The organism is Mesorhizobium sp. BR1-1-3, assembly GCF_020165455.1.
GTDB lineage: Bacteria > Pseudomonadota > Alphaproteobacteria > Rhizobiales > Rhizobiaceae > Mesorhizobium > Mesorhizobium ciceri.
Genome location: NZ_JAIUIC010000005.1, coordinates 57797 through 76775 on the forward strand (window position 1 = coordinate 57797; position 18979 = coordinate 76775).

General features: G+C 61.4%; 19 protein-coding genes and 1 pseudogene. 16 read left to right on the forward strand and 4 right to left on the reverse strand.

What is annotated here, in order from left to right; genetic code table 11:
• Nucleotides 1-26: 26 nt before the first annotated feature.
• Nucleotides 27-1028 (reverse strand): glycerophosphodiester phosphodiesterase family protein, encoded by a 1002-nt coding sequence (locus LB559_RS12790; protein WP_224674187.1) that lies wholly within the window; start codon nt 1026-1028, stop codon nt 27-29.
• Nucleotides 1029-1164: 136 nt separating this feature from the next.
• Nucleotides 1165-2421: an SAM-dependent methyltransferase gene (locus tag LB559_RS12795; protein WP_013531472.1), complete on the reverse strand. Its 1257-nt coding sequence runs from the start codon at nt 2419-2421 to the stop codon at nt 1165-1167.
• Nucleotides 2422-2993: 572 nt separating this feature from the next.
• Here LB559_RS12795 and LB559_RS12800 point away from each other — a divergent pair.
• The 16 genes and pseudogenes from LB559_RS12800 to plsY all read left to right on the forward strand — a co-directional run bounded on the left by LB559_RS12800 (nt 2994) and on the right by plsY (nt 17060).
• Entirely contained in the window at nt 2994-3284 is a 291-nt protein-coding gene (locus tag LB559_RS12800; protein ID WP_013531473.1) for a Dabb family protein, read from the forward strand.
• Nucleotides 3285-3402: 118 nt separating this feature from the next.
• The gene (locus tag LB559_RS12805) at nt 3403-4290 is read left to right on the forward strand and encodes a VOC family protein (RefSeq protein WP_224674188.1); all 888 of its coding nucleotides are present in this window, start codon (nt 3403-3405) and stop codon (nt 4288-4290) included.
• The gene (gene kdsA / locus LB559_RS12810; RefSeq protein ID WP_024505094.1) at nt 4287-5132 is read left to right on the forward strand and encodes a 3-deoxy-8-phosphooctulonate synthase; all 846 of its coding nucleotides are present in this window, start codon (nt 4287-4289) and stop codon (nt 5130-5132) included. Before LB559_RS12805 ends, kdsA begins: the two co-directional genes overlap by 4 nt.
• 95 nt (nt 5133-5227) lie before the next feature.
• The gene (locus LB559_RS12815; RefSeq protein WP_013531476.1) at nt 5228-5431 is read left to right on the forward strand and encodes a dodecin family protein; all 204 of its coding nucleotides are present in this window, start codon (nt 5228-5230) and stop codon (nt 5429-5431) included.
• Nucleotides 5432-5517: 86 nt separating this feature from the next.
• Nucleotides 5518-5883 carry a PRC-barrel domain-containing protein gene (locus tag LB559_RS12820; protein ID WP_224674189.1) on the forward strand — a complete coding sequence of 122 codons (366 nt, stop codon included), beginning with the start codon at nt 5518-5520 and terminating at the stop codon, nt 5881-5883.
• Between the two features lie 372 nt (nt 5884-6255).
• On the forward strand, nt 6256-7530 hold the full coding sequence (eno, locus tag LB559_RS12825; protein WP_064994168.1) for a phosphopyruvate hydratase: 1275 nt from the start codon (nt 6256-6258) through the stop codon (nt 7528-7530).
• A gap of 276 nt (nt 7531-7806) precedes the next feature.
• Nucleotides 7807-8130 carry an FtsB family cell division protein gene (locus LB559_RS12830; RefSeq protein WP_224674190.1) on the forward strand — a complete coding sequence of 108 codons (324 nt, stop codon included), beginning with the start codon at nt 7807-7809 and terminating at the stop codon, nt 8128-8130.
• Nucleotides 8131-8324: 194 nt separating this feature from the next.
• A complete protein-coding gene (gene pdhA, locus LB559_RS12835) occupies nt 8325-9362 on the forward strand; it encodes a pyruvate dehydrogenase (acetyl-transferring) E1 component subunit alpha (protein ID WP_013531481.1) in 1038 nt (345 codons plus the stop codon).
• A 15-nt stretch (nt 9363-9377) separates the two neighbouring features.
• A complete protein-coding gene (locus LB559_RS12840) occupies nt 9378-10781 on the forward strand; it encodes a pyruvate dehydrogenase complex E1 component subunit beta (RefSeq protein WP_013531482.1) in 1404 nt (467 codons plus the stop codon).
• An 18-nt stretch (nt 10782-10799) separates the two neighbouring features.
• Entirely contained in the window at nt 10800-12215 is a 1416-nt protein-coding gene (locus LB559_RS12845) for a pyruvate dehydrogenase complex dihydrolipoamide acetyltransferase (protein WP_224674191.1), read from the forward strand.
• Between the two features lie 149 nt (nt 12216-12364).
• Entirely contained in the window at nt 12365-13000 is a 636-nt protein-coding gene (locus tag LB559_RS12850; RefSeq protein ID WP_024505188.1) for an SGNH/GDSL hydrolase family protein, read from the forward strand.
• Nucleotides 13001-13012: 12 nt separating this feature from the next.
• Entirely contained in the window at nt 13013-14458 is a 1446-nt protein-coding gene (lpdA, locus tag LB559_RS12855) for a dihydrolipoyl dehydrogenase (protein ID WP_063168048.1), read from the forward strand.
• A gap of 89 nt (nt 14459-14547) precedes the next feature.
• Nucleotides 14548-14805, forward strand: coding sequence for a GlsB/YeaQ/YmgE family stress response membrane protein (locus tag LB559_RS12860; RefSeq protein ID WP_013531486.1), 258 nt, complete (start codon nt 14548-14550; stop codon nt 14803-14805).
• A 137-nt stretch (nt 14806-14942) separates the two neighbouring features.
• Complete coding sequence (gene lipA, locus LB559_RS12865) at nt 14943-15908, forward strand: lipoyl synthase (RefSeq protein WP_224674192.1); 966 nt, start codon at nt 14943-14945, stop codon at nt 15906-15908.
• 12 nt (nt 15909-15920) lie between these two features.
• A complete protein-coding gene (locus LB559_RS12870; protein WP_013531488.1) occupies nt 15921-16376 on the forward strand; it encodes a type II toxin-antitoxin system RatA family toxin in 456 nt (151 codons plus the stop codon).
• Between the two features lie 9 nt (nt 16377-16385).
• Nucleotides 16386-17060 (forward strand): annotated as a pseudogene (plsY, locus tag LB559_RS12875) (glycerol-3-phosphate 1-O-acyltransferase PlsY).
• A gap of 45 nt (nt 17061-17105) precedes the next feature.
• Here plsY and LB559_RS12880 read toward each other — a convergent pair.
• Together LB559_RS12880 and LB559_RS12885 are read right to left on the reverse strand one after the other, a co-directional pair.
• On the reverse strand, nt 17106-17588 hold the full coding sequence (locus LB559_RS12880; protein ID WP_224674193.1) for a CinA family protein: 483 nt from the start codon (nt 17586-17588) through the stop codon (nt 17106-17108).
• Nucleotides 17585-18814: a bifunctional 2-C-methyl-D-erythritol 4-phosphate cytidylyltransferase/2-C-methyl-D-erythritol 2,4-cyclodiphosphate synthase gene (locus LB559_RS12885; protein WP_013531491.1), complete on the reverse strand. Its 1230-nt coding sequence runs from the start codon at nt 18812-18814 to the stop codon at nt 17585-17587. The genes LB559_RS12880 and LB559_RS12885 overlap by 4 nt, the downstream gene beginning before the upstream one ends.
• Nucleotides 18815-18979 lie beyond the last annotated feature (165 nt).

Genomic DNA, 18979 nt, shown 5'->3' on the forward strand with positions numbered 1-18979 from the left:
GGTTCGGGTCGGCTCGAGTCCCGGCCTTATGGCGTGGATTGAGCCGGCTGGGTGAAACGTTCCTTGATGTCAGGCATGACGAGATCCAGCGCATCGGTGGAAATGCCGCCGGAATAACCGTTCGGCAGCTGCTTGATCAGTTCGGGATCGTCCAGCCCTTGCGAAAAGTCGCCGCCGGTGTACGGGCCGAGCAGATAGACGCGGCTGTCGACGCCTTGCATGCGATCGAGAAACCGGTTCGGCCAACCCCACATCCATTTCGCGATGTTGACGGGAATGAGCAAGGTACCTTTTCGGCAGGCATCTGGAACATAGCCGCTCCAGCCAAGCGCGGCATAGCGCAGAATGCATTGCGTCAGCGACGCGCGGCTCAGCGTATGCATGTCCGGCAGTGCTGCCTTGACTGCGGCAATCGGCTTGTCGCCGCCATAGACCGAGAGATAGAAGCGCTCGTTCGGCGATAGCATGGCAAGCCGTGCGGCCAGCTTTTCGCCTTCGCCCGGATCGTTGCTCTTGACGTTGATGTTGAAGCGGCGGGCCGGGAAGTGCGCCAGAACCTCATCCAGCGACGGCATCATGCCGAGACCCTTGCCGCGAAACGGAAAGGTCTTGCCGCCATCCGCCGTATAGCCATAGCCGACATCGAGGGTCTTCAACTCGGCCATGGAATGGTTGCGTGTTTCTCCCTTGCCTTCCGTGCGGCAATCCAGCGTCCAGTCGTGGAAGACGGCGAAATTGCCGTCTGTCGTCGGGTGAACATCCAGTTCGAGCGCGTCAGCGCCCCGCGCGAAGGCGGCTTCCATCGAGGGGATCGTGTTTTCGAGGTAGGCATGGCGCGGCGGCAACATGCGACTGGCCGTGCACGTCTCACCCGTCATGCCTTCCCGTGCGTAGTCCTGGGCAAGGCCGCGATGGGCAAGCACTTCCGGCTTGCCGGCGGGGCGGCTCGACAACAGCGAGGTGTTGTTGAGCCAGATGCCCGCCGCGGCGACAACAATGATGCCGAAGAAGATCGTCCGTTTGCGCATCAAGTGATTTCCGATTCGTCCGTCCTGCGCGGCATCCTGCTTTGCGATCGGACTTTTTGACGGCGACCGGGCGGCGATATCGAGATCATCCTCGATATCGCCTGGTCGGCGGCAATGAAATCGAAGAACGTGTCGACTACGCCTTGTAGACCACCTGGCGCACGTCGATGTAGCTGGCGCGGAATCCGGCCTCGCAATAGTGCAGGTAGAACTCCCAGAGCTTCTTGAAGCGGTCGTCGAAGCCGAGCGGGACGATCTTCTCCCATGACGCCCAGAACCGGTGGCGCCATTCGGCAAGCGTGCGCGCATAGTCATCCGGAAACACGCGCTCGCGCAGATGGGCAAGGCCATGATCCTTGCCCAGTGTCTTCAGGATCGACGGTGTCGGCAGCATGCCACCCGGGAAAACATAGCGCTGGATGAAATCCGGCCTTGCGCGATACGTGTCGTAGGCGGCTTCGTTGATGGTGATGATCTGCAGGCCGGCGGTGCCGCCGGGTCTCAGGCAAGCCTTCATCTTGCCGAAAAACACCGGCCAGTATTTCTCGCCGACCGCCTCGAACATCTCGATCGAGGCGATGCGGTCATAGGTGCCGGTTTCGTCGCGATAGTCCTGCAGCTTGATGTCGACCTTGTCGGCAAGGCCAGCCTTGGCGATGCGAGCCGTTGCAAAATCGTGCTGCTCGCGGCTGATCGTCAACCCGGTGACGCGGCAGCCGATCTCGCGCGCGGCGAATTCGGCGAAGCCACCCCAGCCACAGCCGATTTCCAGCACATGGTCCTTCGGGCCGATCCCTGTGTCTTTCGCCAGCGCGCGATATTTGGCGGCCTGGGCGCTTTCCAGGTCGTTGGCGCCGGTCGTGTAGAGCGCCGAGGAATAGGTCATGCTCGGATCGAGCCATTGCTTGTAAAAGGCGTTGCCGAGGTCGTAATGCGCCGAGATATTGCGCTTCGAACCGGTGCGGGTGTTCTGGTTGAACCAGTGGCGGATGCGCTGGACGGTGTTGATCAGCCAACTGGTGCCGCCCGCGATACGCTCGCCAATGACCGAATTGACCACGAACAGCTCCAGGAAGCTGGTCACATCAGGGCTTTCCCAATCGCCGTCCATGTAGGATTCGGCTACGCCGATCGTGCCGCCGGAAAAGGCGCGGCCGGGCAAGCGCCAATTCTTCAGCACCAGTTCGGCATCTGGGCCAGGTCCCTTGCCGCCGACGAGGACGGCGCGGCCGTCCGGCAGCCTCACCTTGAGTGAACCGCGCGGCAGGTTCATCGCCGCCGACAGCACCATGCGCGCTTTCGCCGGCAGACCTTTGACGATCTCGGCGAAATTGAACTCATCGAGCCTGACCGCGTCGCTCAATGCTGCGCCAAATAGTTCCTTTTGTGCCATCTCGTGCCCCCTGGATTTCCGCGGTGTCGGGGCAGATTGCCGAGCCACGGTTCTCTTGGATCATTCGCCAGCTTCGAACGCCGTTGCCGGTCCCGGGCGCTGACCGGCTCAGTGACGGGCGGGCTCGAATGAAACACGCGCTCTTTTACCAGAGCTTTAGCGCTTCCCAGTGAATCCCTGCGGCGATCTTCCACGTCATGCGGCGAAACTTCAAGAGGCAGGCCGCAAGCGGGGCTGTGCCACGCGGAATGCTTGCGCCAGCGAGAATCCGCTTTTTTGCACAGCAAAGGCCTAGCGCGCAAAAAACGCCTATGGTCGCAGAATTGCTCGTGCGATAGATCTAGCCATGCGTTATGTAATCGTCATTGCCGCCATCGCGTTTTTCCTGATCTGGGATGGCATGTACAATCAGGGCCGCTATCTCGACACAACAGTGAGAGAGCTTAGCCATGTTGTGCGATATGTTACCGGCAGAGCTTAACTCCAGTGGCGGCAGCCGCGACATCCTAGTCGATTGACGCCAACGTCCTGCCGTCACAAAAGACCCCAGCATTTTGATCGAGGAGGCGGGGTTGATCCGGCATATCGTTTTCTTCAGCGCGCGGCGAAAAGAGGATGTCGAGGCTGTGCGCACCGGCTTGCTGGCGCTCGGCAACATTCCTCATTCCAGCCTGTTCGAGGTCACGCTCAACACCAAGGTGGATCCGCTGTCGGACGAGGTCGACGTGGTCGTCTATGCGGAGTTCGCCGATGACGCCGCGCTGGCCGCCTACAAGGCGCACCCGCTCTATGCGCAAACCACCAGCAAGGTCAAACCGATGCGCGAACTGCGCTATTCCGCCGATGTCGTTGCCGGAAGCTGATCGAGGCTGTGTCCCAACTGGTGCCTTTTTCGACGTCCGGTGAACTGGCGGGGGCGAAATGGCCGGGATTGCGATCAAGTCTTGAACCGATTTGCGGAATGATGCACATCGCGGCTGCATGACCCGAACCATCACTGGCGCTCATCCGCTCGATCACCTGGTGCTGCCAACGCAGAGCCTTGAGGTGGCGCGAGCCCGGCTCGCCGCGCTTGGCTTCGTCGTGGCCCCGACCGGCACCCATCCCTTCGGAACCGAAAATTGCTGTGTTTTCCTGGCCGACGGCACGTATCTCGAACCGCTGGCGGTCGGCGACGAGCAGGTGGCGGCAAAGGCTATCGCGGACGGCAATGTCTTCGTCACGCGTGATCGCGCCTATCGCGACAGCAACGGCGACGAGGGGTTTTCCGCCATTGTTCTAGGTACGGGCAATGCCGATGCCGACCATGCACGCTATGTCGATGCCGGCATCTCGGCTGGAGACATGCTGGGTTTTTCGCGCGCTTTCACCGACCCAGCCGGCAAGAGCGACATCGCATCGTTCAAGCTCGCTTTCGCGGCCGGAGCCGAAGCCACGGACGCCTTCCTGTTTGCCTGCGAGCGGGTCAACGCGCCTGATGTCGACCGCGCGGCTTTGCAGGCCCACGCCAACGGCGCGACCGGAATTGTCGAGATCTTGGCGGTCAGCGATGCGCCTGGAAAGCAGCATGAGTTGATTTCTGTCACGGTGGATAATCCGGCCGCCGAAAGGCAGGGCGGCATGTTTTCCCTGCCGAATGCAGATTTGAGCGTGCTTGACCGCGCGGCTTTCACCGCGCGCTTTGGCCTGCCGGCCGGCGCGCCGACAGATCTACGCTTCGCAGCGGTGGTCTTTTCGGTTCGGAACGCCGATGTGACATCGAGGCTGCTTGCGGCCAATTCCATCCAACACGATATGGCGGGCAATGATATTGTCGTGCAGCCTGCACCCGGACAGGGCGCGGCTTTCATCTTCCGGGAGACCAAATGAACAAGCCCGTCGCGCCCAATTCAGCGGTAATTGTCGGCAATGTCGTCTTCGACAACAAGGCGGCTCTGTCGCTGATCGCCGGCCCGTGCCAGTTCGAGTCGCGTCAGCACGCTTTCGACATGGCCGGCGCGCTGAAGGAACTGACCGGCAGGCTCGGAATAGGCCTCGTCTACAAGACCAGCTACGACAAGGCCAACCGCACCTCGCTGTCGGCGACGCGCGGCGCCGGCATGGACGCGGCACTTCCCGTCTTCGACGAACTGCGCAAGGAATTTTCGCTCCCGGTGCTGACCGATGTCCACACCGAGGAGCAGTGCGCCATCGTGGCGCCGCATGTCGATGTCCTGCAGATTCCGGCTTTCCTGTCGCGCCAGACCGACATGCTGGTCGCCGCGGCGAAAACCGGCAAGGTCATCAACGTGAAGAAGGGACAGTTCCTTGCCCCCTGGGACATGACGAACGTCGTCGCCAAGATCACCGGATCCGGCAATGCCAATGTGCTGACCACCGAGCGCGGTGCTTCTTTCGGCTACAACACGCTGGTCTCCGACATGCGCGCTTTGCCTGTCATGGCAGAGATCGGCGCGCCGGTGATCTTCGATGCGACCCATTCGGTGCAGCAGCCGGGCGGGCAGGGCGGTTCCTCGGGCGGTGAACGTCGTTTTGTCGAGACGCTGGCGCGCGCGGCCGTCGCTGTCGGCGTTGCCGGCGTCTTCATCGAGACCCATCAGGATCCTGACAACTCGACCTCTTCCGACGGCCCCAACATGCTGCCGTTGAAGGACATGCCCGCTTTACTCGAGCGGCTGATGGCATTCGACCGCATCGCCAAGGGTCTCTAGGCCGGAGATATCCTCTGTCGACCGCCGATGCTTGTGGACGGCGCAAGCCGCCTGTACGCTCGACCGGCAAATGAGCGTTTTGGCAGGAGGAAGCCATGTCTGTCGCCCGCGTCACCGAAATCACATCGTCGTCGAAGAAGAGCTTTCAGGACGCCATCGAACAGGGAATTGCGCGCGCATCCAAAACGCTGAAGAACGTCGAGGGCGCCTGGATCCAGGACCAGAAGATCGTCGTCCAGGACGGCAAGATCGTTGCTTATCGCGTCAACATGAAGGTTACCTTCATCCTCGCGGAGTGATCGGTCGACGCCGAAAAAGTCGGGAACCTTCGCCCGCGCCCCTCATTGTCCAATTATGGTTCGAAACCACAATGAGGAGCACAATCATGGCAACCCAGACTGGCCACACCCAAGCCATCGCCGCTTCGCGGGTCATCGGCACATCGGTCTACAACACCGAAGGCACGAGCATCGGCAGCATCGAGGATGTGATGCTCGACAAGATGGCGAACGGCATCATGTTCGCGGTCATCGGCTTTGGCGGCTTCCTTGGTATCGGCGAGAAATATCACGCCATTCCGTGGGCAAGCCTCGACTATGATGAGGACAAGGGCGGTTATGTCGTACCGTTTTCCAAGGAACAACTCAGGGCGGCACCGGCCTATTCGATCAACGAACTGACCGGTGCCGATGGCGAGGCGGCGCGCGACGATTCCTACAATTATTACAAGGTCACGCCTTACTGGCATTAACAACAACGACAAAGCGGCCCCGTCGAGAGAGACGGGGCCGCTTTGGATTCCGGCTTATTCGCTGACGTGTAAGGGGGCCATCGCCTTCGGCGGCGACTGCTGATTGTCGCATGACGTCAGGAATGCCGCCGCGATCAGAAACAGACTCACGATACCGCTCAACTGAGACATGGCGAAACTCCTCCTGTTTCCGCGCGCTGCACCTTAACCGGAAGTCAGCCGACCGTACATGACTTATGATGGCCGCGATTTGCGTTTCGTGAATCGTTCGGAGGCCGATGCCGCAGCAATAATTGCCAGCGGGCCGATTGCCTTTTGCAGCACTTTGGCTAAGACGTGCGGCATTCTTCAGATCAATCGAGGACATCGCAAATGACCGCCATCGTCGACATTGTCGGGCGTGAAATCCTGGACAGCCGTGGAAATCCGACCGTCGAGGTCGATGTCATTCTCGAAGACGGCTCGATGGGCCGCGCGGCGGTGCCGTCGGGTGCTTCGACCGGTGCCCACGAGGCCGTCGAACTGCGCGACGGCGGCGCCCGCTATCTCGGCAAAGGCGTGCTCAAAGCCGTCGAGGCGGTGAACGGCGAGCTGTTCGAGGCCATCGGCGGCATGGAAGCCGAAAACCAGATTCATATCGACCAGACCATGATCGAGCTCGACGGCACGCCCAACAAGAGCCGGCTTGGCGCCAACGCCATTCTCGGCGTTTCGCTGGCGGTGGCCAAGGCGGCCGCTGATGCCGCCGGCCTACCGCTTTACCGTTATGTCGGAGGCACCAAGGCGCATCTCCTGCCGGTGCCGATGATGAACATCATCAATGGCGGCGCGCATGCCGACAACCCGATCGATTTCCAGGAATTCATGATCCTGCCGATCGGCGCGCCGACGCTGCGCGAAGGTGTCCGCTGGGGTTCGGAAATCTTCCATACGCTGCGCAAGAAACTGAAGGATGCCGGCCACAACACCAATGTCGGCGACGAGGGCGGCTTTGCCCCGAACCTGAAAAGCGCTCCGGTGGCGCTCGATTTCATCATGGAATCGATCGAGCAGGCCGGCTTCAAGCCGGGCGACGAGATCGCGCTCGGCCTCGATTGCGCCGCGACCGAGTTCTTCAAGGACGGCAACTACGTCTATGAAGGCGAGAAAAAGACGCGCGATCCCAAGGCCCAGGCCAAATACCTGGCCAAGCTTGCCACCGACTATCCGATCATCTCGATCGAGGACGGTCTTGCCGAGGACGATTGGGAAGGCTGGAAGTACCTGACCGACCTGATCGGCAAGAAGACGCAGCTGGTTGGCGACGATTTGTTCGTCACCAACACGGCGCGGCTGCGCGACGGCATCCGCATGGGGGTTGCCAACTCGATCCTGGTTAAGGTCAACCAGATCGGCTCGCTTACGGAAACGCTCGACGCCGTCGAGACCGCGCACAAGGCCGGCTACACCGCCGTGATGTCGCACCGCTCGGGCGAAACCGAGGATTCGACCATTGCCGATCTCGCCGTCGCCACCAATTGCGGACAGATCAAGACCGGCTCGCTGTCGCGCTCGGACCGCATGGCCAAGTATAATCAGCTGATCCGCATCGAGGAAGAGCTCGGCAAGCAGGCAAGCTACGCCGGCAAGTCGGTGGTCAAGGGCTGATCCGGAAACACCGGCTCATCGATACCGGACAAAAGGGCGGGAGCATTCCCGCCCTTTTTCGTTTCGGCGCCGCCAAACAGGTCACCCGTAACCGTCCGTTAAGCACAATCGGGCGAGAAAGATCGTGAGCCGCCTGAGTTCGCGGGCTAGAGCCGGATGATCTCAGGTCTGTTCGACCTGAAATCTGAATCCGACTCTAAATCAAAGAGATAGAGCATGATGTCGTCCGAAAACCGCTTCACACTTTTCGGCATCATGCTCTAGAGGAATCGGGCGATGTGGACGCGTCAGCACAAGCAGAGAAACACCGGCCGGCTGATCATTCCCTCGCTTTGCGTGGCGTTCCTGGCCTATTTCGGCTTTCATGCCTATCACGGCGAATTCGGTATCTACTCGAAATATCAGCTGGAAGCCCAGACGGTTGCGCTGCAAGGCCAGCTCGATGCGATCAAGGCGCGCCGCATGGAGCTCGAGCGCCGCGTTCGGCTGATGCATGAAGGCACGCTCGAGAAGGACATGCTCGATGAGCAGGCGCGCAAGGCGCTCAATCTGTCCCAAGCTGACGAAATCACCATTATGTTGCCGACCACGGCGAAATAACTGATTTCAAGTTAATCACCAATATTTTCAATGATTTTAATCGCTTAGGCGCATGCCAGCTATGCAAATTCGGCATGGCGCAACGCTTTGACGCGTGTTAGCCTCCCTGAAATCGGTGGGGAGGAGCTGATCTCCCCGGAGCAGACTTCATCCTGCTCTAATGTCCACGAAGAGACGCCAACAGGGAGTGATGCATGGCCACCGCCGCCAGAAAAGCGCCTGCCAAATCCAAATCCGACGGCAAATCGGGGCTTTCGGCCCCCAAACCTGTCGAATTCACCAAGGACGAAGAGCTTGCCGCTTACCGGCACATGCTGCTCATCCGTCGTTTCGAGGAAAAGGCCGGCCAGCTCTACGGCATGGGTTTCATCGGCGGCTTCTGCCACCTCTATATCGGCCAGGAAGCGGTCGTTACCGGCATGAAGATGGCGCTGATCGACGGCGATCAGATGATCACCGCCTATCGCGACCACGGCCACATGCTGGCGATGGAGCTGTCGCCGCGCGGCGTCATGGCCGAGCTGACCGGGCGTCGCGGCGGCCTGTCACGGGGCAAAGGTGGCTCCATGCACATGTTCTCCAAGGAAAAGCACTTTTATGGCGGCCACGGCATCGTCGGCGCGCAGGTGTCGCTCGGCACGGGCTTGGCCTTCGCCAACCGCTACCGCGACAACAACAATGTCTCGCTGACCTATTTCGGCGACGGTGCGGCCAACCAGGGCCAGGTCTATGAAAGCTTCAACATGGCCTCGCTGTGGAAGCTGCCGGTGATCTACATCATCGAGAACAACCGGTATGCCATGGGCACCTCGGTGTCGCGCTCTTCGGCGGAAACCAATTTTTCGCACCGTGGCGCTTCGTTCAAGATTCCCGGCATCCAGGTCGACGGCATGGACGTGCGCGCCGTCAAGGCCGCCGGCGACCAGGCGACCGAATGGTGCCGCGCCGGCAACGGACCGATCATTCTCGAAATGCAGACCTACCGCTATCGCGGTCACTCGATGTCCGATCCGGCGAAATACCGCTCGAAGGAAGAAGTGCAGAAGATGCGCTCCGACCATGACCCGATCGAACAGGTCAAGGCGCGGCTGATCGAGAAGAAGTGGGCAACCGAGGACGAGCTTAAGACCATCGACAAGGAGGTCCGCGACATCGTCGCTGACGCCGCCGAATTTGCCCAGAACGATGCAGAGCCGGATCCGTCCGAGCTCTGGACCGATATCGTATTGTAACGGGAGGGCAAGGACATGCCGATCGAAATTCTCATGCCCGCTCTCTCGCCGACCATGGAAGAGGGCAATCTTTCCAAGTGGTTGAAGAATGAGGGCGACAAGGTCGTCGCCGGCGACGTCATCGCCGAGATCGAAACCGACAAGGCGACGATGGAAGTCGAGGCCGTCGACGAAGGCACGCTTGGCAAGATCCTGATCGCCGCCGGCACCGAAGGCGTCAAGGTCAACACACCGATTGCCGTTTTGCTGCAGGACGGCGAAAGTGCCGGCGATATCGGCAAGTCCTCGGCTCCCGCCAAGGCGGAAGCACCGGCAAAGGCAGAGGCTCCAGCCGCGGCGGAGGACAAGGCGGAGGCCGCAAAACCGGCTGCCGCGCCGGTGGCTGCTGCACCGAAGACGGAAATCGCCGCCGATCCGGACATTCCGGCCGGCACGGAGATGGTCTCGACCACGGTGCGCGAAGCGCTGCGCGATGCGATGGCCGAGGAAATGCGCCGCGACGGCGATGTCTTCGTCATGGGCGAGGAGGTCGCCGAATACCAGGGCGCCTACAAGATCACCCAAGGGCTGCTGCAGGAATTCGGGCCGCGGCGCGTCGTCGACACGCCGATCACCGAGCATGGCTTTGCCGGCGTCGGCGTCGGCGCGGCGATGGCCGGCCTGAAGCCGATCGTCGAGTTCATGACCTTCAACTTCGCCATGCAGGCGATCGACCAGATCATCAACTCCGCCGCCAAGACGCTCTACATGTCGGGCGGCCAGATGGGTGCGCCGATCGTTTTCCGTGGACCGAACGGCGCTGCCGCACGCGTCGCCGCGCAGCACTCGCAGTGCTACGCCGCCTGGTATAGCCACATTCCGGGCCTGAAAGTGGTGATGCCCTACACCGCCGCCGACGCCAAGGGCTTGTTGAAGGCGGCGATCCGCGATCCCAATCCGATCATCTTCCTCGAGAATGAGATCCTCTATGGCCAGTCCTTCGACGTGCCGAAGCTGGATGATTTCGTGCTGCCGATCGGCAAGGCGCGCATCCACAAGACCGGCAAGGACGTCACCATCGTCTCTTTCGGCATCGGCATGACCTATGCGGTCAAGGCGGAAGCCGAGCTGCGCGGCTTGGGCATCGATGCCGAGATCATCGACTTGCGCACGATCCGGCCGCTCGATCTCGACACCATCATCGCCTCGGTCAAGAAGACCAACCGGCTGATCGTTGTCGAAGAGGGATATCCGCAGAACTCGGTCGGCGACCATATCGCCAACCAGGTGTCGCAGCGCGCCTTCGATTTCCTCGACGCGCCGGTCATCACCATCGCCGGCAAGGATGTGCCGATGCCCTATGCCGCCAACCTCGAGAAACTGGCTTTGCCGAACGTCGGCGAAGTCATCGAGGCGGTCAAAGCCGTCACATATCGCTGAACCGGGCGGGAGGACAAAATGCCAATCAACATCACCATGCCGGCCCTGTCGCCCACGATGGAAGAGGGCAATCTGTCCAAGTGGCTCGTCAAGGAAGGCGACAAGGTTTCGCCGGGCGATGTCATTGCCGAGATCGAGACCGACAAGGCGACGATGGAAGTCGAGGCTGTCGATGAGGGCACGGTCGCAAAGCTCGTCGTTCCCGCCGGCACCGAAGGCGTCAAGGTCAACGCTCTGATCGCCGTGCTCGCTGCCGAAGGTGAGGATGCAGGCGCTGCCGCGAAAAGCGGGGGCGATGCTGCTCCAGCGAAAGCCGAGGCCAAGCAGGACAAGGCGCCAATCTCCCCACCCGTGGGGGAGATGTCGACGAAGTCGACAGAGGGGGGCGCTGTCCCGCCGTCCTCTCAGCGCGAGACGCCCCCCTCTGGCCTGCCGGCCATCTCTCCCACAAGGGGGGAGATCAGCCAGTCGCCGGAAGGACGCACCTTCGCGTCGCCGCTCGCACGTCGCATAGCCAAGGAAGCCGGTGTCGATGTGTCTGCCGTGACCGGCACCGGTCCGCATGGCCGGGTGGTGAAGGCGGATGTCGACGCGGCGATTGCCGGTGGCGGCGCCCAGGCGGCGCCTGCCGCCAAGGCTCCGGCTGGCGTGCCGGCTGCTGCTCCTGCCACGCCGGTAAAGGCGATGTCGGACGATCAGGTGCTGAAACTGTTCGAACAGGGCTCCTACGACCTTGTCCCGCATGACAATATGCGCAAGACCATTGCGCGCCGCCTGGTCGAGGCCAAGACCACCATTCCGCATTTCTACCTGACGCTCGACTGCGAGCTCGATGCGCTGCTGGCGCTGCGCACGCAGATCAATGCGGCAGCCCCGGTGAAGAAGACCGACAAGGGTGATGCTCCGGCCTATAAGCTGTCGGTTAACGATATGGTGATCAAGGCGATGGCGATGGCGCTGAAGGCGGTGCCCGATGCCAATGCCTCGTGGACCGAAAGCGCCATGGTCAAGCACAAGCACGCCGATGTCGGCGTCGCGGTGTCGATCCCCGGCGGCCTGATCACACCGATCATTCGGCATGCCGACGAAAAGACGCTGTCCACCATCTCCAACGAGATGAAGGACCTCGCCAGTCGCGCCCGCAGCCGCAAGCTGAAGCCGGAAGAGTATCAGGGTGGCACCACGGCGGTGTCCAATCTCGGCATGTTCGGCATCAAGGATTTTGCCGCGGTCATCAACCCGCCGCATGCGACCATCCTGGCTGTCGGCGCCGGCGAGGAGCGGGCAGTGGTCAAGAACGGCGAGATCAGAATAGCCACCGTGATGTCGGTGACGCTGTCGACCGACCACCGCGCCGTGGACGGTGCGCTGGGTGCCGAACTGCTGGTCGCCTTCAAGCGGCTGATCGAAAACCCGATGGGCATGCTGGTTTAGGGAAGCGAGAGGGCGGTGCGGATAGTCTTCACCAGCCTCTTCGCTTTCATCATTTCCGGATTCGCCACCGGACTGGCTGCTCGGAAACGGGCGGTCACAACCCATGGATGGCGGGTGAAGCGTGGGTTGATCGACGCACAGGTGGGCGCATGAAGACGGTTCTTTGTTACGGCGACTCGCTGACCTGGGGCTACAATGCCGAAGGTGGCCGCCATGCGCTGGAAGACCGCTGGCCAAGCGTGCTGCAGGCCGGGCTCGATGGTGGCGTCGAAGTTATCGCCGAAGGCCTCAATGGCCGTACCACCGCCTTCGACGACCACCTGGCCGGTGCTGATCGCAACGGCGCCAGGCTGCTGCCAACGGTGCTGACAACCCATGCGCCGATCGACCTGATTGTCATCATGCTCGGCGCCAACGACATGAAGCCGTGGATCCACGGCAATCCCGTCGCGGCCAAGCAGGGTATCCAGCGGCTGATCGACATCGTGCGCGGTCACGATTATCCGTTCGACTGGCCGGCGCCGCAGATCCTGATTGTTTCGCCGCCTGTCGTCAGTCGCACCGAAAATGCCGAATTCAAGGAAATGTTTGCCGGCGGCGACGACGCCTCGAAGTTTTTGGCCCCGCAATATGCCGCGCTCGCCGATGAGGCCGGCTGCGGCTTCTTCGACGCCGGCAGCGTGGCGCAAACCACACCTCTCGACGGTGTTCATCTTGACGCCGAAAATACGCGAAACATCGGCGAGGCGCTGACACCAGTCGTGCGCGTCATGCTGGAATTGTGAAGGAGAAAACCCGTGGCTGAGAACTATGACGTCATCATCATCGGCTCCGGTCCCGGCGGCTATGTCACCGCGGTGCGTTCCGCGCAGCTCGGCTTCAAGACGGCGATCGTCGAGCGCGAGCATCTCGGCGGCATTTGCCTTAACTGGGGCTGCATCCCGACCAAGGCGCTGCTGCGCTCGGCCGAGATCATGCACTATTCGGATCACCTGAAGGATTACGGGCTGAAGCTCGACGGCAAGGTCAGCGTGGACACATCGGCCGTCGTTGACCGCTCGCGCAAGGTGTCGCTGCGGCTCAATGGCGGCGTTGCCTTCCTGATGAAGAAGAACAAGGTCGACGTCATCTGGGGCGAGGCCAAGCTTTCGAAGGCGGGCGAGATCGTCGTGTCCAAGACGGCCAAGAAGCCGATGGAGCCACAGCCGCCGGTGCCGAAAGGCGTCAAGGGCGAGGGCACCTATACCGCCAAGCACATCATCCTGGCGACCGGCGCCCGGCCACGCGCGCTGCCCGGCATCGAGCCGGACGGAAAGCTGATCTGGACCTATTTCGAGGCCATGGTGCCGAAGGAGATGCCGAAGTCGTTGCTCGTCATGGGGTCGGGCGCCATCGGCATCGAATTCGCCTCCTTCTACCGCACAATGGGCGCCGAGGTGACGGTGGTCGAATTGTTGCCGGCGGTGATGCCGGTCGAGGACGCCGAAGTCTCGAAGTTCGCGCAAAAGCAGTTCGAGAAGCAAGGCATGAAGATTATCCTCGAAGCCAAGGTGACCAAGGTCGAGAAGGGCACGAACTCGGTCACGGCGCATGTCGAGATGAAGGACGGCAAGGTCGAGAAGATCACCGCCGACCGGATGATCTCGGCCGTCGGCGTGCAAGGCAACATCGAGGGCCTCGGGCTTGAGGCGCTCGGCGTGAAGACGGATCGCGGCTGCGTCGTCATCGATGGTTACGGCAAGACCAATGTGCCGGGCATCTATGCCATCGGCGATGTCGCCGGCCCGCCGATGCTCGCCCACAAGGCCGAACATGAGGGTGTCGTGTGCATCGAGAAGATCGCTGATTTTCCTGGCGTACATGCCACCGACAAGCTGAAGATTCCGGGCTGCACCTACTGCAATCCGCAGGTCGCCTCGGTTGGCCTGACCGAAGCCAAGGCCAAGGCCGAGGGCTGGGATATCCGGGTCGGGCGCTTCCAGTTCGCCGCCAATGGCAAGGCGATCGCGCTCGGTGAGGATCAGGGCTTCATCAAGACCATCTTCGACAAGAAGACCGGTCAATTGCTCGGCGCCCACATGGTCGGCGCCGAAGTGACCGAACTGATCCAGGGCTTCGTCGTGGCGATGAACCTGGAGACGACCGAGGAAGAGCTGATGCACACCATCTTCCCGCACCCGACGCTGTCGGAGATGATGAAGGAAAGCGTGCTCGACGCCTATGGCCGCGCGCTCAACGCGTGATAGATTGAAAGCGCTGCTACAGATGGAACCCGGCGGCAAGGTACATCGTTTGCGGATGCACTTTCATCCATCACACAAGGAGAAGGCATATGCACCTGAATGGCGTCGGCTGGATAGCAGCCATCATCATCGGCGGCCTGGCAGGCTGGTTCGCCGAAATGTTCATGAAGAGCAACACCGGCATCTTCATGAACATCGTTATGGGCATCGTCGGCGCGATCGTACTGAACGCCATTCTGCAGGCTCTCAATTTTGGCCCGTTCGGCGTCGGCTGGATTGCCTATCTGATCACCGGCTTTATCGGTGCCTGCCTGCTGATCTGGGCGGGACGCCTGGTGCGCCGCTGACATCCCTGAAGAGCTGCCATGCGAAAAGGCTGTTGCGGCATGCGCCGCAGCGGCCTTTTTCTTTGCGCCGAAAAGTCCTAGATGACGTTATGACAACGAACGCCTGACTGGCGCTCGCCAATGAACCAGGTTTCCCGATGGTCACTGTCCTCGATACGATCGCCAACGCACCGCGCCTGCGGCATCCGGAAAAGGCGCACAAGCCTGATCAGGATGTCCTGCGCAAGCCCGACTGGATACGCGTCAAGGCGCCGACGTCGAAGGGCTATGCCGAAACGCGCGAAATCGTGAAGTCGCACAAGCTGGTGACGGTCTGCGAAGAGGCCGGCTGCCCCAACATCGGCGAGTGCTGGGAAAAGAAGCACGCCACCTTCATGATCATGGGCGAGATCTGCACCCGCGCCTGCGCTTTCTGCAACGTCGCCACGGGCATTCCAACTGCTCTTGACCCGGATGAACCGGCCCGCGTCGCGCATGCGGTCAAGCAGATGGGCCTTACCCATGTCGTCATCACCTCGGTCGACCGCGACGACCTCGCCGATGGCGGTGCGCAGCATTTCGCCGAGGTCATCCGCGCCATCCGGGCGGCGACGCCGCTGACGACGATCGAAATCCTGACGCCCGACTTCCTGCGCAAGGACGGCGCGCTGAAGATCGTCGTGGCGGCCAAACCCGACGTCTTCAACCACAATCTCGAAACCGTTCCGTCGAACTATCTGACGGTTCGTCCGGGCGCCCGCTATTTCCATTCGATCCGGCTGTTGCAGCGGGTCAAGGAGCTTGATCCGTCGATCTTCACCAAGTCCGGCATCATGGTGGGGCTGGGCGAAGAACGGAATGAAATCCTGCAGTTGATGGACGATCTGCGTTCGGCCAATGTCGACTTCATGACCATAGGCCAGTATCTGCAGCCGTCGAAGAAGCACCACCCGGTGATCCGCTTTGTTACGCCGGAGGAGTTCAAATCCTTTGAGACGATCGGCCGGACCAAGGGTTTCCTGCTGGTGGCGTCCAGCCCGCTGACGCGTTCATCGCATCACGCCGGCGACGATTTCGCCAAGCTGCGTGCGGCACGGGAAGCGATTCTCAAGAAATCAGCTTAATCAGCCGGTTTCATGCCAAAATTCGAAGCCACCCGACGCGTATCCCATACACCCGAGCAGATGTTCGCTTTGGTCGCCGATGTTGAATCCTATCCGCAATTCCTGCCGCTTTGCGAAGCGCTGACGGTTCGCTCGCGCAAGGAGCGTGACGGGCGTACCGTTCTCCTTGCCGACATGAGCATCGGCTACAAGGCGATCCGCGAAACCTTCACGACGCAGGTACTGCTGAAGCCCGACGAGAACACCATCGACGTGAAGTACATCGACGGGCCGTTCAAATATTTGAGCAATGTCTGGCGTTTCGAACCCGACGGCGCCGGTTGCGCCGTCCGCTTCTTCATCGACTACGAGTTCAAGAGCCGCATTCTGGGCGCGGTCATGGGAACCATGTTCGATCGTGCCTTCCGCATGTTCGCCGAAGCCTTTGAGAAGCGCGCCGACGTCATCTACGGTACAAAACCGTCTTGAGGCTTGCGCATGCTTTTCTGGATAGCGAGCACCGTTGGACTGGCGATCGCCTATCTCTTCGGTTCCATGCCCACGGGTTATCTGGCGGGGAAGCTGCTCAAGGGCATCGATATCCGGGAGCATGGCTCCAAATCCACCGGGGCAACAAACGTCTTGCGGGTCTTGGGAAAATGGCCGGCGTTGGTGGTGTAGCTGGTGGATGTGCTGAAAGGTGCTGCGGCGATCGTCTTTGCCCGCTGGTTCTATCTCTGGTTCATCACGTTGCCGTTGGTTACGCCATCGACCCCGCTTGACCTGCAAGCCTGGGTGCCTTGGGCTGTTTGCCTGGCCGGAATTGCCGTGTTGTTGGGACATGGCCGTTCGATCTGGTTGAATTTCACAGGTGGCAAATCCGCTGCGACGGGGCTTGGCGTGTTGCTGGCTCTGTCTTGGCCGGTAGGTGTGGGGGCTGCGGCGGCTTTTGGTGCTGTGCTGGCTACGTCTCGGATAGTTTCCCTGAGTTCGATGGTAGCGGCGTTGACCGCGATCGCCCTCATCTGTGGCCTGGAGCAACCGTTGGCCTATCGGTTGTTGGTGATTGCGGGCAGCATCTACGTGGTTGTGCGCCATCGTGCCAACATTCAGCGGCTGCTGGCTGGGACGGAGCCACACTTGGGGCAAAGCAGCCCGGAATCGAAAACGTAGCCGCAAATCCGGCTTTCGGGTCCGCCCGCCCAACGTTTTATAATCCTATCCGAGTGCTTGCAGGCCCAGTTCCAGCGCTTGCCGGACCGTTTCGCGACGGATGAAATCGCGGCCTTTGTCTGCAAAGAGTTGGTGCTCGGCGACAATCGGTCGGCCGTCCAGCGCAACCCCGAACCAGACCAGGCCGACCGGTTTTTCCGCGGAACCGCCGCTAGGCCCGGCGATCCCGGTAACCGCCAGGGTGAGCCCGGCGCGCGAACGGGTAAGCGCGCCTGTCGCCATCTCGATCGCAGTCTCGCGCGAAACCGCGCCATGCGCATCGAGCGTGGCGGCGGAAACGCCGAGCATGTCCATCTTGGCTTCGTTGGAATAGGTGACGAAGCCGCGATCGACCACGGCGGACGAGCCGGCGATGTCGGTGAGTGCCGCGATGATCATGCCGCCGGTGCAGCTTTCCGCCGTTGCCAGCATGATGCCGCGTTTCTGGCAGGCTTGCAGCAAGGCATTTGCCAGGTCGCTGTTGGTCATTCCGGCACCTCGCCGGGAAACACCACGCTGGCAGTGGCGATCGCCGCAATGCCTTCCTCGCGCCCGACGAAGCCGAGCTTCTCGTTGGTTGTCGCCTTGATCGAGATGCGATCCGCGGAAATTGCCAGCATCTGCGACAGGGCTGCCGTCATCGCCTCGCGGTGCGGGCCGACGCGCGGCGCTTCGCAGATCAACGTGATATCGGCATTGGCGATGCGGCCGCCGCGCTCGCGCACCAGCCCTGCCGCATGCTCGACGAAGATCCGCGATGCAGCGCCTTTCCACTGCGGGTCGGACGGCGGAAAATGCGTACCGATGTCGCCGGCGCCGCAGGTCGCCAGCAACGCATCGGTCAGAGCATGCAGACCGACATCGGCGTCGGAATGGCCGGACAGTTTCTTGTCGTGTGCAATGGCGACTCCACACAGTGTAACATGGTCGCCGGGCTCGAAAGCATGGACGTCGTAGCCATTGCCGGTCCGGATGTCGGGAAAGCGCACACGTTCGCCGGAAAGCCGCTGGTCCGCCATGGCAATATCCCGTGCCCAGGTGAGTTTGACATTGTCCGGCGAGCCCGGAACGATCTTGACCGGAATATGCGCCCATTCGGCGATCGCGGCATCGTCGGTAAAATCCATTTTTCCCAGATGATGGGCTTTCTCGTGCGCGGCAAGGATGGGCCAGAACGGAAAGCCCTGCGGCGTTTGCGCCGCGTGAAGACCGCTGCGCGAAACGGTTTCGCCAACCACGCCGGAGGCCGACTCGCGCTTCAGCGTGTCGGCGACGGGCAAAGCGGGCAATGCGCCCTCGCGCTCGCCGATGGCGGCGATGGTGCGATCTATCAGGTCCGCATCGACAAACGGACGCACGGCATCGTGGATCAGAACCTGCCCCGGCGCGTGGTCTCTAAGGGCAAGCAGGCCGAGCCGGACGGATTCCTGCCTGGTCGCCCCGCCGATAACGGCGCTAACGCGCTCGGCGTTGGTGCCCGCCGCCTGCCGGAACAGTTCATGGTCGTCGGCATGAATGGCGACGACGATCTCGCTGGTCCGCGGGTGGGCCAGAAAAATGTCAAGCGTGTGTGCGATAACGGCAAAGCCGCCAATGTGTTGATATTGCTTCGGTCCGTTGGCCTGTCCGGCGCGCGCACCACGGCCGGCCGCGACGATTACCACCGCGACCTTGCCATCCGCACTCGAAACGTGATTTTCACTTGCGTCAGTCATTGCAGATTGGCTTAGCGCACGATCCCGAAAAGTGTAATCGGTTTTCGGCAAAGATCGTGCGTCAAATATGAATCCCAAAGCGTCCTTTGCGCGTCCCACGGGGCGCGCGGCGCTTTGGCCGCACCCAGTCCCGAAGGCCAGCATTTTTCCGATTGCGCCTTAATG